The 18092-nt window shown below is 74.0% G+C and carries 13 protein-coding genes; 11 read left to right on the top strand and 2 right to left on the bottom strand.

The genetic code is table 11. The features are described from left to right. The first annotated feature begins 262 nt into the window (after window positions 1-262). On the top strand, window positions 263-3532 hold the full coding sequence (locus ACQEV2_RS32870; RefSeq protein ID WP_433049665.1) for a SpoIIE family protein phosphatase: 3270 nt from the start codon (window positions 263-265) through the stop codon (window positions 3530-3532). Between the two features lie 114 nt (window positions 3533-3646). Here ACQEV2_RS32870 and ACQEV2_RS32875 read toward each other — a convergent pair whose 3' ends face one another. Further along, the gene (locus ACQEV2_RS32875; protein WP_433049668.1) at window positions 3647-5158 is read right to left on the bottom strand and encodes an alpha/beta fold hydrolase; all 1512 of its coding nucleotides are present in this window, start codon (window positions 5156-5158) and stop codon (window positions 3647-3649) included. A gap of 151 nt (window positions 5159-5309) precedes the next feature. Here ACQEV2_RS32875 and ACQEV2_RS32880 point away from each other — a divergent pair, with 151 nt between their 5' ends. The 10 genes from ACQEV2_RS32880 to ACQEV2_RS32925 all read left to right on the top strand — a co-directional run bounded on the left by ACQEV2_RS32880 (window position 5310) and on the right by ACQEV2_RS32925 (window position 17076). Then, complete coding sequence (locus tag ACQEV2_RS32880) at window positions 5310-6566, top strand: ATP-grasp domain-containing protein (protein WP_433049671.1); 1257 nt, start codon at window positions 5310-5312, stop codon at window positions 6564-6566. After that, entirely contained in the window at window positions 6563-7408 is an 846-nt protein-coding gene (locus ACQEV2_RS32885) for a Rossmann-like domain-containing protein (protein ID WP_433049674.1), read from the top strand. The genes ACQEV2_RS32880 and ACQEV2_RS32885 overlap by 4 nt, the downstream gene beginning before the upstream one ends. Further along, window positions 7405-8493, top strand: a complete 1089-nt coding sequence (locus ACQEV2_RS32890; protein ID WP_433049677.1) for a PLP-dependent cysteine synthase family protein — start codon at window positions 7405-7407, stop codon at window positions 8491-8493. The genes ACQEV2_RS32885 and ACQEV2_RS32890 overlap by 4 nt, the downstream gene beginning before the upstream one ends. Beyond that, window positions 8490-9557 carry a dipeptide epimerase gene (locus ACQEV2_RS32895; protein WP_433049680.1) on the top strand — a complete coding sequence of 356 codons (1068 nt, stop codon included), beginning with the start codon at window positions 8490-8492 and terminating at the stop codon, window positions 9555-9557. The genes ACQEV2_RS32890 and ACQEV2_RS32895 overlap by 4 nt, the downstream gene beginning before the upstream one ends. Continuing rightward, the gene (locus ACQEV2_RS32900; RefSeq protein WP_433049683.1) at window positions 9541-10806 is read left to right on the top strand and encodes an MFS transporter; all 1266 of its coding nucleotides are present in this window, start codon (window positions 9541-9543) and stop codon (window positions 10804-10806) included. The genes ACQEV2_RS32895 and ACQEV2_RS32900 overlap by 17 nt, the downstream gene beginning before the upstream one ends. Before the next feature lie 485 nt (window positions 10807-11291). Next, window positions 11292-12056 (top strand): class I SAM-dependent DNA methyltransferase, encoded by a 765-nt coding sequence (locus ACQEV2_RS32905; RefSeq protein ID WP_433054943.1) that lies wholly within the window; start codon window positions 11292-11294, stop codon window positions 12054-12056. Window positions 12057-12072: 16 nt separating this feature from the next. Continuing rightward, complete coding sequence (locus ACQEV2_RS32910) at window positions 12073-13638, top strand: ABC transporter substrate-binding protein (RefSeq protein ID WP_433049686.1); 1566 nt, start codon at window positions 12073-12075, stop codon at window positions 13636-13638. Between the two features lie 101 nt (window positions 13639-13739). Further along, window positions 13740-14684 (top strand): ABC transporter permease, encoded by a 945-nt coding sequence (locus ACQEV2_RS32915; protein WP_433054946.1) that lies wholly within the window; start codon window positions 13740-13742, stop codon window positions 14682-14684. Then, window positions 14681-15529 carry an ABC transporter permease gene (locus tag ACQEV2_RS32920; RefSeq protein ID WP_433049689.1) on the top strand — a complete coding sequence of 283 codons (849 nt, stop codon included), beginning with the start codon at window positions 14681-14683 and terminating at the stop codon, window positions 15527-15529. Before ACQEV2_RS32915 ends, ACQEV2_RS32920 begins: the two co-directional genes overlap by 4 nt. Then, window positions 15484-17076 (top strand): ABC transporter ATP-binding protein, encoded by a 1593-nt coding sequence (locus tag ACQEV2_RS32925; protein ID WP_433049692.1) that lies wholly within the window; start codon window positions 15484-15486, stop codon window positions 17074-17076. Before ACQEV2_RS32920 ends, ACQEV2_RS32925 begins: the two co-directional genes overlap by 46 nt. A 104-nt stretch (window positions 17077-17180) precedes the next feature. On the opposite strand, the gene ACQEV2_RS32930 is transcribed toward ACQEV2_RS32925, so the two are convergent. Continuing rightward, window positions 17181-17894, bottom strand: a complete 714-nt coding sequence (locus tag ACQEV2_RS32930) for a DUF2470 domain-containing protein (RefSeq protein WP_433049695.1) — start codon at window positions 17892-17894, stop codon at window positions 17181-17183. Window positions 17895-18092: the final 198 nt, after the last annotated feature.

The raw sequence follows: 18092 nt of genomic DNA on the forward strand, positions 1-18092 counted from the left end.
GGTACCTCAGGAAGTACGGATCGAACGCGCGAAACAATCACCGCCGCGGGAAAAAACTTGCGGTCCGCTGTGCGTCGTCCCTCACCTGCACGGATCAGCAGGGGTCGCGGCTGGTCGCAGCCTGTCGCGGCCGCTCCGCGGGGCCGAAGCGGGCCGTTGTGAGGCGCATCACACAAGGGCTAGGGTGATAGGCGCTTGGGAGCCTACCGGGCCGTGGGCCGAAGGGCGGCGCGCGCGACCGGGACGGCTCCAGGTGAGGGAAGTGATCCCGTTGACCGTCGCCTGGGACGACATCGGCGGGCTCGTCGATGCCCACGAACGATTCCTCGCCGGCTCACCGGTGGAGTCGGACGTTCGGGACTCCGTGCTCGACTCCTGGAAGCGCTGCCGCTCCGCCGGGCTGGAGCCGCACCGGCTGCTGGTCCGCTACACCGCGGACGTGACACTGGACGAGCGTTTCCTGCGTGCTGCCGACCCGGTGCTCTCGGGCCTCACCGCGTCGCTCGCCGGTGCGGGGATGACCATCGCGCTCTGCGACGCACAGGGCCGCATGGTCCAGCGGCTCGGTGGCGGCCGGGAGCTGTGCGAGCGCCTCGACGCGGTGCAGTTCGCGCCCGGGTTCGACGCCTCGGAGCCGGTCGTGGGCACCAACGGTGTCGGCACCGCGCTCGCCGAGCGCGGCCCGGTCTACGTCGCCGGGCGTGAGCACTTCGCCGACTGCCTGCAGCCCTTCGCCTGCGCGGGCGCGCCTGTGCGGGACCCGCTCAGCGGGCGTATCGAGGCCGTCCTCGATCTGACCTGCCTGCGCGACCAGGGCGACCCGGCCATGGTGGGGATGGTCCGCGAAGCCGCCCGGAACATCGAGGCCCGGCTGCTGGAGCAGGCCACCGAACGGGAGCGTGCCCTCCTCACCGCGTACCGGCGGGCCGACGGCCATGCGCGGGGCTGGCCGAAGCAGCCCGAGTCACTGCCGCCCGGCCATGACGGCGGCGCCCTCGGCCGGCTCGACCTCGCTGTGCTGCGTGAGAAGGCCGAGGAACTCATCGCCTCACCGCTCCGCACCCTCGCCGAGGTCGCCCTGCCGAGCGGCCGGACGGCCACCCTGTGGCGTCGGCAGGTCCGAGGAGCGGCGGGGGAGAGCGGCGTCGCGGTCGAGGCCCGCGTCCTCGGCGGCCCGCGCCTGCGCCATGTACGCCCGGCACCGTCGGGCACGCAGGCTCCGGTGGCCTGGTCTGCGCAGGGCACGGTCGCCTCGGTCCCGCGGGGCACGGTCACCTCGGTTCCGCCGGGGACGGCCGTCTCGGTTCCGCCGGGGACGGCCGTCTCGGTTCCGCCGGGCACGGTCGCCTCGGCCCCGTCGGGCACTGCGGGGTCGGCGGCGCGGGTTCCGGCCCCCTCGATCACGTCGGTGCCGGCCGCCCACGCATCGGCCGCGCCTTCGGCGCCGTATGCGCCTCCGGTGACTTCGGCGCCCGCCGCGCCCGCCGCTCCCGCCGCGCCCCCCGCGCCGCCTGCGTCTGCCGAGCCCGCGCCCTACGGCACCGCAACGGCACCCGCACCCTCATCGGCTCCACCCCGCTCCACTCCCGAATCCGCCGAGGCGCCCACCGCGCCGGACCGGACCGCAGCACGGCCCGCACCGGAAACGGCCGCAGCACCAACCGCCCCGACGCACACGGTCGCACCCCCGCCGCCATCCGCCCCGCCCGCCCAGGACGCGCACACCGACGGGACCGACGCCGCACGCACCCTCTTCTCCCCGCCCGAGCCCTCCACCCGCCCCGAACCGGACGGCGACGGCGGTGCCGAAGGGTGGCTGCTGCTGGTCGGTGAGCCCGGGGTCGGCCGGCTGGCCGTGCTCGCGCGGCGGCGGCTGGAGTTGCTGCACGACGCGAGCGTGCGGATCGGCACCACCCTCGACGTCACCCGCACCGCGGAGGAGCTCGCCGAGGTGACCGTCCCCCGGTTCGCCGACTTCGTCGCCGTCGACCTCCCGGACCCGGTGCTGCGCGGCGAGGAACCGGACGCGCTCGGCGGCCGGGCGGCGCTGCGCCGGGTGGCCCTCCGGGCCGTACGCAGGGATCCGCACCACCTGTACGACGTCGGAGACCTCGTCGAGTACGTCCCGTCCACGCCTCAGGCCCGCTCCCTGGAGACCCGGCAGTCCGTGCTGGAACCCGTCCTGGCCGAGGCGGGCGGCTGGATCGCGCAGGACCCGGAGCGGCTGCAACGGGTGCTCGCGGCGGGCATCCACTCCCTGATCACCGTGCCGTTGCGGGCGCGTGGCACGACCCTCGGCGTGGTCAGCTTCTACCGTTCGCTGCAGCCCGCCCCCTTCGAGGACGACGACCTGTCCCTCGCGCAGGAGCTGGCCGGCCGCGCGGCGATCTGCATCGACAACGCCCGCCGCTACACCCGTGAGCACAACACCGCCCTCACCCTGCAGCGCAGTCTGCTGCCCCGGGGCCGCCCCGAGCAGAGCGCCGTCGAGGTCGCCTACCGGTACCTGCCCGCGCAGGCCGGGGTCGGCGGCGACTGGTTCGACGTCATCCCGCTGTCCGGCGCCCGCGTGGCCCTGGTGGTCGGCGACGTCGTCGGCCACGGTCTGCACGCCGCCGCCACGATGGGCCGACTGCGCACCGCCGTCCACAACTTCTGCTCCCTGGACCTGCCGTCCGAGGACGTCCTCACCCACCTCGACGACCTGGTCGGCCGGCTCGACCGGGGCGAGGGCTGGGCCGCGGAGGGCACGCCCGACTCCGGCATCGTCGGCGCCACGTGTCTGTACGCCGTCTACGACCCCGTGTCCCGGCACTGCACCCTCAGCCGCGCCGGGCATCCGCTGCCCGCGGTGGTCGCCCCCGACGGCACGGTGGACTTCGTGGACCTGCCGTCCGGTCCGCCGCTCGGGCTCGGCGGCATGCCCTTCGAGACCGTCGAGCTGGAGCTGGCCGAGGGCAGCCAACTCGTGCTGTACACCGACGGTCTGATCGAGGACCGGCACCGTGACATCGAGGCCGGCATGGACCGGCTGCGCACTGTCCTGGCCCGTGCCGACCGTCCGCCGGAGGAGACCTGCGAGGCCATCCTCGACGCCCTGCTCCCCGCCCGCCCCGTCGACGACGTCGCGCTGCTCGTCGCCCGCACGCACACGCTGGGCGCCGACCGCGTGGCCCAGTGGGACCTGCCCAGCGATCCGGCGGTCGTGTCCCGCGCGCGGACCGCGGTCACCGATCAGCTCGCCGCCTGGCACCTCGACGAGCTGGCCTTCACCACCGAGCTGATCGCCAGCGAACTGGTCACCAACGCCATCCGCCACGCCACCGGGCCCGTGCAACTGCGCCTGCTCCGCGACCGCGCCCTGATCTGCGAGGTCTCCGACGGCAGCAACACGTCACCGCGGCTGCGGCGCGCCCGCAGCACGGACGAGGGCGGGCGCGGGCTGTTCCTGGTCGCGCAGCTCACCGAGCGGTGGGGGACGCGTTACGCCCCGAACGGGAAGGTCATCTGGACGGAACAGCCGTTGCCGTGACGCTCCGCCGGGCGCGCCGTGGAGGGTGACCGAGCGCCGCGGCTTTCAAGGCACCGGCGACGATGCGAACGCCGGACGGGTTGATGCTGCTGACCGGCGTCGACGGGGACGCCCTCACCGCGCCCCCGGCAACCCCGGCCCGGCACACCGCACATCCGCCTCGGGCACCACCCCGTCGACGAGATACGCCGCCACCGTGCCGTCCACACACCCGTTCCCCCGGCTCGCGAACACCCCGTGGGAGTAGTCCTGATCGAGGGTCACCAGCCGGGAGCCGGGCAGCACCTCCCTCAGCCGTCGGGCCCCCTCGATCGGGGTCACCGGTTCGTGGGCGGAGGCGACCAGCAGGACGGGCGGGGCGGCCGGGCTGCCGAGCGGAGTGCGCCGTGCGGGCCGGTGGTGCCAGTAGGCGCACGTCGACGCCTCCATGCCGGTCAGGATCGGCTGGGGGTCCAGGCGCCGGGTGCGGTGGAGGTCCGTGAGGATCTCGCGGGGCGCCGGCCCCGGACCGTCGGCGCACTTCACGATGCGGTTGGCGGCCTCGTAGTTGCGGGACTCCGGGCTGTCGAAGGCGGCCGTGGGGCGCAGCCCGTCCACGCTGCCCCCGGTCAGGTAGGCGCGCAGGCCGTCGGCCAGGCCCGCCCAGCGTTCGGTGCGCCCCAGGGCGCGGTAGACGGCGCGGTCGAACTCCGCGGGACCGAAGCCGTTCGGCGGGTGCGCGGCGAGTCCCGCGCGCACCCGCACATACGCCCGCCGTACGGCATCCGCGCTCCTGCCGAGACGGAACCGTTCCGCGTGCTCGCCGGTCCAGGCGAAGAAGGTGTCGCGGGCCCGCAGCAGTGCCCGGCTCTGGATCACGTCGAAGTCGTACCAGTCCCAGGGACCGACCACGCTGTCCAGCACCATGCGGCCCACCCGGTGCGGAAAGCGGGCCGCGTAGGCCGCGCCCAGGTAACTGCCGTACGAGACACCGAGGAAGCTCGTCCGCGGCTCGCCCAGCGCGGCGCGGATCGCGTCCATGTCGTGCGCCGTCTGCTCGGTGGACAGGTACGGCAGGACCTTGCCCGCGCTCGCCGCGCAGTCGTCGGCCAGGTTCCGCAGTGACGCCAGGTACCCGCGCTCGGCCGCCCGGCCCCCCGGCACCGGGTCGGCACCCGGACTGTCGAACAGGCCGCCCATCGCCCCGCAGTCGACCGGCGTGCTCCGGCCGACCCCGCGCGGGTCGAAGCCGATGACGTCGTACGAACGCCGGACGTTCTCAGGGAGTTTGGCGCGCTTGGTCACGGCGTAGGGGAGCCCGGAGCCGCCCGGGCCGCCCGGGTTCACCAGCAGGACGCCGCGTCGCTCGGCCGGGGTGCCTGCGGCGGGGACGCGGGAGACGGCGATCTCGATGCGCGGGCCGGTCGGGTTCTTCCAGTCGAGCGGGACGCTCAGGCTGCCGCACTCCACACGGGCCGGGGCGGGCGGCCGCGGAATGGACGCGGGGCAGGCGCCGAAGGTGAGAGGGGCCCCCGCCGCCCGTGCGGGCGCGGCGGTGGGCAACAGGGTGGCCGCGGCCGCGAGCGCGCACAGCAGGGCGGCGGGACGAGCCGGAAGGGTCAGAGGACGGGACGAGGGGCGGGACAAGGTTTCTCCGATGCAGAGGAGCTGAGTAAGAACGGGGTGGCAAATGAAAATGATTATCGATAACGTGTGCGCGTCAAGTCCGGCACCCCTCCGACCGAGGGGCGCCCCGGGCTGCCCTGACGTCTGAACTCGCGGCACGAAAAGGGGAGTTGTGGCTCATCTGCTGGTGGTAGAGAGCTGGGTCGGGTCGATGAGCAGGCTGCTGCCACGCGCGATCCGGGAGGGCGGACACGAGTTCACCTTCCTGACCCGGGACCTGCATCACTACCTGCGCTCGGCGCCCGAGGGGACGGCGCACCCGCTGCTCGGCTTCCGGCATGCGATCACCGCCGAGACCAACGACATCGACGCCCTGCTGCCCGAGGTGACGCGGCTGCACTCGGTCCTGGGCTTCGACGGAGTGGTCACCTCCTGCGACTACTACCTGCCGACGGTCGCCCGCATCGCCGGGCACCTGGGCCTGCCCGGCCCGGGCCCCGAGGCGGTGGAGAACGCCTGCCGCAAGGACGCCACCCGCCGTGTCCTCGCCGACGCGGGCCTGCCCGGACCGCGCTTCGCCGTGCACGAGGAGTGGGCCGACCTCGCGCGGGCCGCCAAGGAGATCGGCTACCCGCTCGTCGTCAAGCCGGTCGACCTGTGCGCGGGCATGTACGTGCGGCGCGTCGACGACGAGGCCCAACTCGCCGAGGCCGTACGGGCCTTGGCCGGCTTTCCGGTCAATGCCCGTGGGCAGCGGCGCGCCTCCGCCGTGCTCCTCGAAGAGCTGCTCGACGGCCCCGAAGTGAGCGTCGAGACGGTGTCGTACGGGGGCGCGGTGCACATGGTCGGCGTCACCGACAAGAGCATCGGCGGGGCGCCCGCCTTCGTCGAGACCGGCCACATGTTCCCCGCCGCCCTGCCGCTCGCCGACCTCGACGCCGCCGAGCAGACCGCCCTCGGCGCGCTCAAGGCGCTCGGGCTGACGGACGGCGTCGTCGCGCACACCGAGATCAAGCTGACCTCCGCCGGGCCCCGCGTCGTCGAGGTCAACCCCCGGCCCGCCGGCAACCGCATCACCGAGCTCGTCCGCCATGTCACCGGCATCGACCTCGCCGCCGCCTTCGTGGACGTCGCCCTCGGCCGCGAGCCCGACCTGCGGCGCACGGACACCGGGCTGCGCAGCGCCGCCATCGGCTTCCTCGTCACGGACCGTGCCGGCACGCTCGAGGCACTCGACGGCAGCCGACTGGCCGACCGGCCCGATGTGCTGGAGGTGCAGCTCGCCGAGCCGGGCAGGACCGTGAAGGCGGCGGGCAGCAACAACGAGTACCTGGGCCATGTCATGGCGGGCGACGCGGAGGGCCTCGGCGCCCGTGACCGTGTCGAGGACCTGATGACCGGGCTGCGCGCGGGGCTGGTGATCCGGTGACCGCCGCGAGCGCCTCGCCGACGGCGCCCTGTCGGACGTACGACGATCTCGTCGCCCGCGTCCGCGCCGGCGAGCTCGGCCCCGACCCGCGCACCCAGCGCATCGCCGTCGCCTTCACCACCCGGCAGGCCGTACGGCACGACGGGCGCGGCACCGGCTACCGCAACGAGGTGCTCAGCCTGCGCCTCGCCGAGGCCGTCGGCTCCTGCGCGGTCGAGCCCGGCGAACTGCCCGACAGCGCGCTCGACGACTGCGTGGGCGCCGACGTGGCACGGCTGCTGGAGCATCCGCTGCCGGCGGTGCGGGTGGCCGCCCTCGACGCCTATCTGATGCACGTCACCCCGCACACGCCGGACCACGGGGCGCTGCCCGTCACCCTGCCCGCCGGGTCGTCGCTGGAGAAGTCCAAGGGCAGGGCGAGGGCGGTCATCGAGCTCCTGGACCTGCCGGCCGGGAGCACGGTCCTGGTAGTCGGGGTCGTCAACTCCCTGCTGGAGGCGCTGCGTTCGCGCGGACTCGGCTATGTGCCGTGCGATCTCAAGGGCGGCGCGACGGAGTGGGGCGAGCCGGTCGTCACTGACGCGCTCGGCGCTGCCGACAGCTGTGACGCGCTGCTGGTGTCCGGGATGACCCTGGGCAACGGCACCTTCGAGCCCCTGCGCGAGCACGCGCTGCGGCACGGCAAGCAGCTGGTGATGTTCGCCCAGACGGGAAGCGCCGTGCTGCCCCGGTTCCTCGGGCACGGCGTGAGCGCGGTGTGCGCGGAGCCGTACCCCTTCTTCTGGCTCGACGGCGGGCCCGGCGTCGTTCACCGGTACCGCTGTCCCGGGGGTGCGCGATGACCGCCACCGCCGTGCTCCCCACCGCGCGCCCGGAGTTGCTCGCCCTGCTCGGCCGTACCCCCGTCGTCCGTGTCACCACCGGCCTGCCCCACGCCCACCCCGGTTTCTGGGCCAAGCTCGAAGGGCTCGCGGCGGGCGGCATGAAGGCGCGGGCCGCCGTGTCGATGCTGCTCGGTGCGCGCGAGCGCGGCGAACTGCGGCCCGGTGCCCCGGTGGTGGAGTCCACCTCCGGCACGCTCGGCGTCGGGCTCGCCTTCGCCGGGCAGGCGCTCGGCCACCCGATCGTGCTGGTCGGCGACAGCGAACTGGAGCCGTCCATGCGCCAGTTGCTGCGGGCGCATGGAGTGAGACTGGAGCTCGTGGACCGCCCGGCGCCCCAGGGTGGCTGGCAGGCCGCACGCCTGGCCCGGCTGCGGGAACTACTCGCCGAACTCCCTGGCGCCTACTGGCCCGACCAGTACAACAACCCCGACAACACCCTCGGTTACGCCTCCCTCGCTGCCGAACTCGGCGCCCAGCTCGACCACTTGGACATCCTGGTGTGCAGCGTCGGCACCGGCGGCCACAGCGCCGGCGTCATCGCCCCGCTGCGCCGCCGCTGGCCCGCACTCCGTCTCATCGGCGTCGACGCCACCGGCTCCACGATCTTCGGCCAGCCCGCCCGCCCCCGCCTGATGCGCGGACTCGGCAGCAGCATCCACCCGCGCAACGTCGCCTACGACGCCTTCGACGAGGTCCACTGGATCGGCCCCGCCGAGGCCGTGGACAGCTGCCGCAGGCTCGCCCGGGGCTGCTTCGTCAGCGGCGGCTGGAGCACGGGGGCCGTGGCGCGGGTCGCCGCCTGGGCGGCCTGCGTGCACCCGGGCGCGGTCGTCGCCACCGTCTTCCCCGACGGGCCGCACCGCTACCTCGGCACCGTCTACGACGACGACTTCCTCGCCGCCCACGGCCTCGACCCGGCCGGCGCCGCCACCCGGCCCGTGGAGATACCGCATCCGTATGCCGCCGAGGCGAGCGGGTGGGTGCGGTGCACGCGGGTCGCGGATCCACTCAAGACGCTCCACCCCCTGGAAGGGACTCAGTGAAGGCCAGTCTGCGCACCGTACGTCTCGAACTCGCCGAGCCGTTGCGCATATCCCGCTCCACCATGACCGCCCGCGACGCCGTGTGGCTGGCCGTCGAGCACGACGGAGTGACCGGTTACGGCGAGGCCGTCAGCAGCGTGTACTACGGGCTGGACGCCGGCACGCTCGTACGGCTGTTCTCGGCGGTCGGCCTGGAACGGTTCGCCGATCCCGAGAGCGCCCTGGAGGCCCTGCCCTCGGCTGCCGTGCCGCCCGCCGTCGTCGCCGCCGTCGAGTCCGCGCTGCTGGACCTCGCCGGCAAGCGGGACGGTGTGCCCGTCCACCGCCTGCTGGGGACCGAGACGTCGTTCGGCGTCGCCACCGCACGCACCATCGGCATCACCTCCCTCGCGCACGCGGCCGCCGAGGCCCGCCGCCTCGCCGCGAACGGCTTCGAGGTCGTCAAGGTGAAAGCGGGCTCGCCGGATTCCGAGGAGGACGTGGAGCGCGTACGGGTCATCCGTGACGCGGCACCCCAGGTGCGGCTGCTGCTGGACCCGAACGGGGCGTGGAGCGCGGCGGAGGCGGAGCGGTTGCTGCCCCGGTTCGCGGCGCTCGGGGTCGAGGCCGTCGAACAGCCCCTGCCGCCCGGTGACCCGGATGCGCTCGGCGCCCTCGCACAGAAGTCGCCGCTGCCCGTCATCGCCGACGAGGACGCGGTGAGCGTGGACGACGTACGGCGGCTGGCAGGACGCGTCCAGGGCGTCAACGTCAAGCTCGCCAAGTGCGGTGGAGTCCGGGCGGCCCTGCGGATCGCCGAGCTGATCGAGGGCAGCGGGACCGAGCTGATGCTCGGCTGCCTCACCGCCAGCAGCCTCGGCCTCGCGCCCGCCGTCCACCTCGCCGACCGGGCCCGCTGGGCCGACCTCGACGGGCATCTGCTGCTCGCCCACGACCCGTGGACCGGGATCGGCGGGGCCGACGGCTTCGTACGCACAAGTGGCCGACCGGGCCTGGGAGTCGAGGAGAGCGACCGTCGTGGTCGGCAGGCGGAGGAGGTGACGGCGCATGAGGACGTGGCGTGAGATGCGGGGCTTCCCGCTCGCCGTCCAGCTCCTCCTCGTCAACCAGCTCGGCGTCAACACCGGCTTCTACCTCCTCATCCCGTACCTCGCCACCCACCTCGGCGAGAACCTCGGCATGTCGGCGGCGGTCGTCGGGATCGTCCTCGGCGTGCGCAACCTCAGCCAGCAGGGCCTGTTCATCATCGGCGGCTCGGCCTCGGACCGGCTCGGGGCGCGGGGCGTCATCATCGCCGGGTGCGCGGTGCGGACCGTCGGGTTCGCGCTGTTCGCCCTCGGCGACGGGCTGCCGGTGCTGCTCGCCGCGTCCGTGCTCAGCGGGATCGCGGGGGCGCTGTTCAACCCGGCCGTGCGGGCGTACCTCGCGCAGGAGGCGGGGGAGCGGAAGGCGGAGGCGTTCGCGCTGTTCAACGTGTTCGCCACGACCGGCGCGCTCATCGGCCCGCTGCTGGGCAGCGTGCTGCTCCTCGTCGACTTCCGTACGTCCGCGCTGACCGCGGCCGGGATCTTCGCGGTGCTCACCGTGGCCCAGGCCCTCGTCCTGCCCGCGCGGAAGGTCGAGCCCAGCGGCAACAGCGGTGTCCTCGCGGACTGGCGGGAGGTGCTCGGCAACCGGGCCTTCCTGGCCTTCGCGCTCGCCATGGTCGGCATGTTCACCCTGGAGAACCAGCTGTACCTGCTGCTGCCCGACGGGGCCCGCGAGGCCACCGGCTGGGACGGGGCGGCGGGCATCGTCTTCCTCGTCGGCACGGTCGCCAATCTGACGCTCCAGCTGAGGATCACGACGAGCCTCAAGTCCCGTGGGGACAGGGCGCGTTGGATCGCCGTCGGACTCGCGGTGATGGGGCTGGCCTTCCTGCCGCCGGCCTTGGTGAAGGGCGCGGGGTCTCCCGGGTGGCTGGACGCCGGGCCCGTACTGCTGGGCGCACTGCTGCTCTACCTCGGCGTCATGGTCGCCTCGCCGTTCGTGATGGAGCTGATCCCCCGCTTCGGGCGGTCCGAGCTGACCGGCACGTACTTCGGGATTTTCTACGTCGTCTCGGGCGTCGCCGCGGCCGTGGGCAACACCGTCGTCGGGTGGGCCATGGACGCGGGGGAGAGCGGTGGCCGCCCGTGGCTGCCGTGGGTGTGCTGCGCGGCCTTCGGGCTGGCCTCGGCGGGCGGGGTGGCCTGGCTGCACCGGCTCGGGGGACTGCCCGCGGATCCGGCATCGGCGGCTCCGGCGCAGGCCGGAGAGAGGAGCAGGGCGTGAGTGCGCGACGCGGAGGAGAAGCGGAGCGGCGCACGGTCGGCGATCGGACGGGCGGGGGTCGAAGCGCCGCCACCGACCCAGACGGTCGTGTCATGGCCGCCGGGCCCGGCGGTCGGCAGCCAGGCCCGGCCCCCAGGGCGGGCGAGGACCAAGGTGTCGCCGGCGAGCGGCTCTGCCAGGAGCGGCATGTGACCGTGGTGGCGGGGGGCGAGCGCCAGCGCACGACCGCCGGGCCCGGCCGTCCGGAACCGAACGCGCCCGTGGCTGCGGCGCGCGGGAGCCAGGATGCCTGCGCCGAGCGGGTCGGCCTGGGGCACCAGGTGACCGTTGGGTCGGCGGCCGCTCGGGCGGGTGAGGGTCCTGGTGCGATCGCCGGGCCGGTCGGGCGGGAGCGACACGTGGCCGCCGCGTCGGACGGCGAGAATCGCACCCCCGTCACCGGTGCCCCGGGCGGCAACCGCAACCTCCTCACCGACAACCCCGCCCTGTACGAGGCACGCTTCCCCGACCCCGACCGGCTCGCCGGACGCTGGGCCGAGGACTGTCTGCGCCGCCATGGCGCCGGGCCGCGCGTCCTGGACATGGGCTGCGGCACCGGCCGCGACGCCGCCCATCTGCACTCCGTCGGCCGTACGGTGACCGGCGCCGACCTCTCCGAGGCGATGCTGGCGCACGCCCGCGTCCACCACCCGGGACCGGCGTACGTCCGCGCCGACCTGCACGGTTTCGACTTGCGTGGCCTGGGCGGGGCCGCTTTCGACGCGGTCGTCTGCCTGGACAGCTCCCTGTTGTACTGCCACACCAACGACCAGCTCGACGGCTTCCTCGCCTCCTGCCGCCGCGCCCTTGCGCCGGGCGGGCTGCTGGTCGCGGAGATGCGCAATGGGGCGTACTTCCTGGGCCGTACGGACTTGCTCGACGCCCCGTCCGTCAACGCCTTCACCTGGCAGGGCACGGCCTACCGGTCCACCACCACCCTGACCGTCGACCGCACCGCCCAGCTCCTGCGCCGTATCCGCGTATGGACGGCCGGCGACGGAACACCGCCCGTCGAACAGCGCTCCGCCTGGCGGCTGCTGTTCCCGCAGGAACTACGGCACTTCCTCGCGGCGCACGGCTTCGAGGTGCTCGAACTCCACGACGGCCCGGGGCCGCGCACCGAACCGCCTTGGCGGCGGGGCGCGTTGCCCGGCCTCTCCATCGACGGTGACCGGCTGCACGTCGTCGCGCGCCGCTCGCACACCAACTGACACGAAGGAACCACTCATGTACGACGAACGTTTCCCCGGCCTGCGCCGCCGCGGCTTCCTCGCCGCCACCTCGGGCGCCGCCGCCCTCGCCCTCGTCGGCTGCGGCGGCGGCACGGACGACAAGGCGGACAGCGCATCCGGCACTCCCAAGCGCGGCGGCCGGCTGCGTGCCGCGTTCGCCGGGGGCGGCGCGAGCGAGACCCTCGACCCGCACCTGGCCAACCTCTTCGCCGACGTCGCCCGCGCCAAGGCCCTCTTCGACAAGCTCGCCGACTACGGCGCCGACCTCTCCGCCCAGCCCCGCCTCGCCGAGAAGTGGGAGTCCAACAAGACGCTGGACCGCTGGAAGGTGACCCTCCGTCAGGCCACCTTCCACGACGGCAAGCCCGTCACCGCCAAGGACGTCCTCTACAGCTACCGCCGCATCGCCGACCCCGACCAGGCGTTCCGCGCCAAGGCGTCCCTGGAGCCCATCGACCTCGACGCCAGCCGCGCCACCGGCGAACGGTCGATCGAGTTCGTCCTCAAGCGGCCCACCGCCGAATTCCCCAACATCCTGGCGGCGTTCGGCGCGTACATCGTCCCGGAGAACGCCACGGACTTCGACAAGAAGCCCGTCGGATCCGGCCCCTTCCGGTTCGTCTCCTTCGCCCCCGGCCGCTCGGCCGTCTTCCGCCGTTACGACGACCACTGGGACGGCGCGCCGCTGCTCGACGAGATCGAGTTCGTCGTCGCCAACGAGGAGTCGGCCCGCGTCAACGCGCTCCTCGGCGGCCAGGTCGAGTACGCGCACGAGCTCAACCCGACCACCGCCCGCGCCCACGAGGGCAAGGGCCAGATCGAGATCGTGCGGCTGCGGGGCAGCGCCATGCAGGCGTTCTGCATGAAGACCGACCGGGCGCCCTTCGACGACAAGCGGGTCCGCGAGGCCTTCTTCCTGATCGCCGACCGGCAGGAACTCGTCGACGGCGCGCTGTCCGGCGCGGGCGTGGTCGGCAACGACCTGTTCGGCAAGGGCTACGAGTACTACGCCGACGGCCTGCCCCAGCGCGAGCAGGACCTCGACAAGGCCCGTGCCCTGCTGAAGCAGGCCGGCGCCGAGAAGCTCAAGGTCACCCTGGACACCTCGGCCGTCGCCGCCGGGTTCACCGAGGCCGCCGGCATCTTCCGCGACCAGGCCGCGAAGGCGGGCGTCACGATCGACGTGAAGATGGGCAGCAAGGACTCCTACTGGAGCGACATCCTCGACAACGGCACCCTGTGCTGCTATCGCTCCGGCGCGATGCCCATCGAGGCCCACATCTCCCAGCGCCTGCTCACCGACTCCACGACGAATGCCACCAAGTGGCACCACAAGGACTTCGACGCCCTGTACCAGCAGGCCCAGTCCACCCGCGACAAGACCGAACGGACCGCCGTCTACGAGCGGATGCAGCGCCGTCTGTACGCCGAGGGCGGCTTCCTCGTCTGGGGCTTCGCGGACTGGATCATCGGAACGGCCCGCACGGTGAAGGGAGTGGAGACCAAGGCACCCGCCAACACCCTGGACTGGGCCCGCTTCGACAAGGTGTGGCTGGCGTGACGACGTGGTTGGGCGGCAACGCCCCCAAGGGGCGCGGGGAACTGCGCGACCAGCCACAACGGCGCCGCAGCCGCAAGACGGCCTTTCGCGGCACTACGAGTGTGCGTTCCTTCGCCGCAAGGCGCCTGCTCCTCGGCGTCGTGCAGACCGTGGCCGTCGTGCTGCTGGTCTTCGCGCTCACCGAGGCGCTGCCGGGCGATGCCGCGGTGGCCCTCGCGGGCGACCAGCCGGACCCCGCGCGGATCGCCGCGATCCGTGAGGCGATGGACCTGGACCGGCCGGCGTACGAGCGGCTGGCCGACTGGGCGGCGGGCCTGCTGCACGGCGACTTCGGTACCTCCCTGACGTCCGGCCGCCCGGTCACCCAGTACATCGCCGACGGCTTCGGGCCGACCCTGCTGCTGGCCACGCTCACGCTGGCGCTCCTCGTCCCGCTCGGCTTCGGCTTCGGCGTGCTCGCCGCCCGGCACGAGGGGCGGCTCGTCGACCGGCTGGTCAGCTCGGTGACGCTGGCCGTTTACGCGGTCCCCGAGTTCGCCCTCGGGGTGCTGCTGGTGACGCTCCTCGCCCTCAAGCTGGCCTGGCTGCCGCCGACCGCGCTCGGCTACGGCACCGACCTGCTCGGCCATCCTGCGGCACTTGTCCTGCCCGTGCTGGTCCTGCTGTCCCGCCCGGTGTGCTCCCTGTCCCGCCTGGTGCGGGCCGGCATGGTCGACGCCCTCGCCTCCCCCTACGCCGCCCACGCCCGCCGCTACGGCGTCCCCGGCGCCCGGGTCCGCTACGCCCACGCCCTGCCGAACGCCCTCGCCCCTGCCGTGCAGCAACTCGCCCGCACGGTCGACTGGTTGCTGTGCGGAGTCATCGTCGTGGAGGCCCTCTTCGTGATCCCGGGCCTCGGCACGGTCCTCCTCAACGCCGTGGCCGAACGTGACGTACCGGTGGTGCAGGGGCTGGCCGTGGTGTTCGGGGTGCTGACGGTCATGTTGAACCTCGGGGCCGATCTGATGGCCCATCGGCTCACTCCTCGTGCGGCGGTGGCCGCATGACGACGCACCGCCGTTTCGCGCTCGGCCTCGCGGTCATCGCCGTCCCCCTCGTCCTTGCCCTGCTCGGACCGCTGTTCACCGGCGACCCCGGCCCCCGCGCCACGTCCTTCACCCTCGGCGGCGGCCACTGGCTCGGCACCGACTTCGTGGGCCGTGACGTGTGGCAACAGGTCCTGCTGGGCGGCCGTACGGTCGTGGTCACCGCGCTGGCCGCGACCGCGCTCGCCTATCTCGTCGCCGTCCCGGTCGCCCTCATGAGCGCGCTCACCCGCCTGCGGTGGCTGGAGGAGCTGCTGATGCGGCCGCTGGACGTGCTGCTCGCCGTACCGTCGCTGCTGCTGATCCTGCTGGTGGCCTCCGTGCTCTCGCCGGGCGCCGCCGGGCTCGCGCTGCTCGTGGCGCTGGTGAACGTGCCCGACGCCGCGCGGATCGTGCGGGCGGCCGCAGGGGAGGCCGCCGCACGCCCCGCCGTCGAGGCGCTGCGCATGCAGGGGGAGACCTGGTGGCGGATCGCCGTCGGCTACGTCGGCCGGTCGGTGCTGCGCACCCTCGCCGCCGACGCCGGGATCCGGCTGACCGGCGTGCTGTACCTGGTGTCGACGGCGGCGTTCCTCGGTGTCGGCGTCGCGCCGGACGCCGCCGACTGGGCGGTCATGGTCGACCGCAACCGCACCGGACTGTTCGTGCAGCCCTGGGCCGTGGTGGTGCCCGCGCTGCTGATCGTGGCGCTGACGATGGGCACCAACCTGCTCTTCGACGCGGCGCTGGAGAAGAAGGCCGCCTTGGAGAAGAGGGCCGCATGGGGGAAGAGGGCCGCCTTGGAGCAGAAGGGACGACGTCCGTGAGCCGGGCAACGGGTGATGCCGTCGCCGAGATCCGCGGCCTGCGCGTGGAGATCGGCGGCCGGGCGATCGTGGACGGGGTGAACCTGCGGGTGCCGCCCGGAAAGGTGACCGCACTGGTCGGAGCCTCCGGCAGCGGCAAGACGACGACCGGCCTGGCGCTGCTGGGGGAGTATCCGCCCGGCGCACGCGTCACGGGCGAGGTACGGCGGCCGGGGGACGGCCCGGTGGGCTATGTGCCCCAACACCCCGCGGCCGTCCTCAACCCGGCCCGCCGCGTCAGCGCCCTCCTCGACGACATCGCCCGGCCCCAGGTCCGCCACCTGCCCCGCGCCGAACGCCGCACGGCGGCCCGCGCATTGGTCCTGCGGGCCCTGTCCGACGCCCAACTCACGGCTGCCGAGGCCCTGTTGCGGCGCCACCCGCACCAGCTCTCGGGCGGCCAGCAGCAACGCGTCGTCCTCGCCCAGGCCCTGCTGCTCGGCGCCCGTGTCATCGTCGCCGACGAACCCACCACCGGACAGGACGCGTTGACCAAGAGCCGGGTCGTCGGGCAACTGGCGGCGGTGGCGGCGCGCGGCATCGCGATCGTGCTGCTCAGCCACGACCTGGACGTCGTACGGGCCCTCGCCGACGAGGTCCTCGTCATGCGCGCGGGCCGGGTCGTGGAGTCGGGCCCGGTGGAGCGGCTGTGGGCGGCGCCCCGCCACGAGTGGACCCGTCGTCTGCTCGACGGGCAGCGCGCGGTCCCGCGGACCGGAGCGGAACCGGGCGCGGCTCGACCGGTCCTCGAGGTACGGCACTTGACGGCCGTGCACGACCGCCGGACCGCCGTCCTGCACGTCCCGCACCTCGCGCTCCACCCCGGCACGAGTCTGGCCGTCGTCGGCCGCTCCGGCAGCGGCAAGACCACGCTCGCCCGCTGCCTCGCGGGCCTCCACCGCGACCACGACGGCGAGATCCTGCTCGACGGCACACCGCTGCCGCGCAGTCTGCGCCACCGCAGCAGCGCCCAACTCGCCGCCGTGCAGTACGCCTTCCAGGACGCCCGCGCCGCCTTCGACGAGCACCGGCCGGTCCTCCACCAGGTGGCCCGTACGGCGGTACGGCTGCGCGCTACCGACGAACGGACGGCGACGGACGAGGCGGCGACCACCCTGAACCGCCTGGGCCTGCCGGAGGAGCTGGCCCACCGCCGCCCCGCCGAACTCTCCGGCGGCGAACTCCAGCGCGCCGCCCTCGCCCGCGCCCTGCTCGCCCGCCCCCGGGTGCTGATCTGCGACGAGGTCACGTCCGGCCTGGACACCGTCACCCGGCGCGGCATCCTCGACGTCCTCGCGGGCCTGGTGGGCGAGGGCGAAGACCTGTCCCTGGTCCTCATCACCCACGACCTGGACACCGCGCGCCTGGCTCACCGCATCGCCGTGCTGGACGCGGGAGAGCTGGTCGAACAGGGGGCGGCGCACGATGTCCTGACGGATCCTCAGCACCCCCTCACCGTCTCCCTCATGGAGACCACGGAGCGCCTGGAGGCGGGGGCTCGGCGGTGAGCACCACGGCCGACCTCCGGGCGCCTGACGCCGAGGAGACGGGAAGGCCCCGGCGGGCGGTCCGGAGGCCGGAGGCTTTCGGGTGCGTCCCTCCTCGGCCTGCCCTACGACCCGGTCGGCAGGCGTCGGCGGCGCGGGCGGGCGGTGGCCTCGGCGAGCAGCGCGTGGATCCGGCGCACCGCGTCTCCCGGGTGCGTGGCCGGCGTTGCGAAGGGCAGGCGGGTGTCGTGGTGGGCGTCCGGCGTCTCCACGCGGAGCACGAGGCCGTGCCGGTCGAGCCGCAGCGGCCGTACGCCGGTCGCGCCGAGCTGCAGCCGGGGCGGGAGCAGGCGGGCGAGCGGGGCGACGGTGTCGGCGTGGGCCGCGTCCAGCCGGGCCAGCATCTCCGCCTCGTGGGTGGCCAGCGGGTCGGGAGCGGCCAGGGTCAGTTCGTCGAGGCCTACGACGGTCGTGGTCGTCCCGCCGTCCTCCGTGAGCACGGCCCGCGCCGGATGGAACACCAGGGCTTTCGGACCGAGGGCGGTGAGCCACCCGCCCAGCGTCAGCCGGGCGCGCACCCGGTCGCGTACGGCGACGGGGGCGACGTCGGTGAACTCCACGAGGGCGGCCAGGTCGCCGTGCGGTGCCACGGCGAGCTCGGCGGCGAGGTGGGCGTCCGGCGGGTTCTGCAGGAGCAGCCGTGCGGCGGCGTCGACGGTGTGCAGGCCGATCAGCTCGACGCGGTGGCCGTGCGTGGTGACGGTCAGCGAGCCGGCCGCCGAGAGCACCGAGCGGGCACGCTCGGCGGGCGTCGGCTCAGGGCAGGTGGCAGCAGACATGGAAACCCTTCGAGTTAGGTAAGGCAAACCTTACCTCGCCTCATGTGCCCTCACCAACCCGTCAGCAAAAGGGGATTGACGAGCAACGGCAGCCAGCTCCGCCCCGTCCGCCTTGCTCATCCCGGACAGGTCGGCGACGAGGAGGGTGACGAGCGCACCGAGCACGTGGAGCGCCAGGCGTAGCTCGGCCGCTCCGAG

Source organism: Streptomyces sp. CA-251387, from assembly GCF_050936625.1.
Lineage (GTDB): Bacteria > Actinomycetota > Actinomycetes > Streptomycetales > Streptomycetaceae > Streptomyces.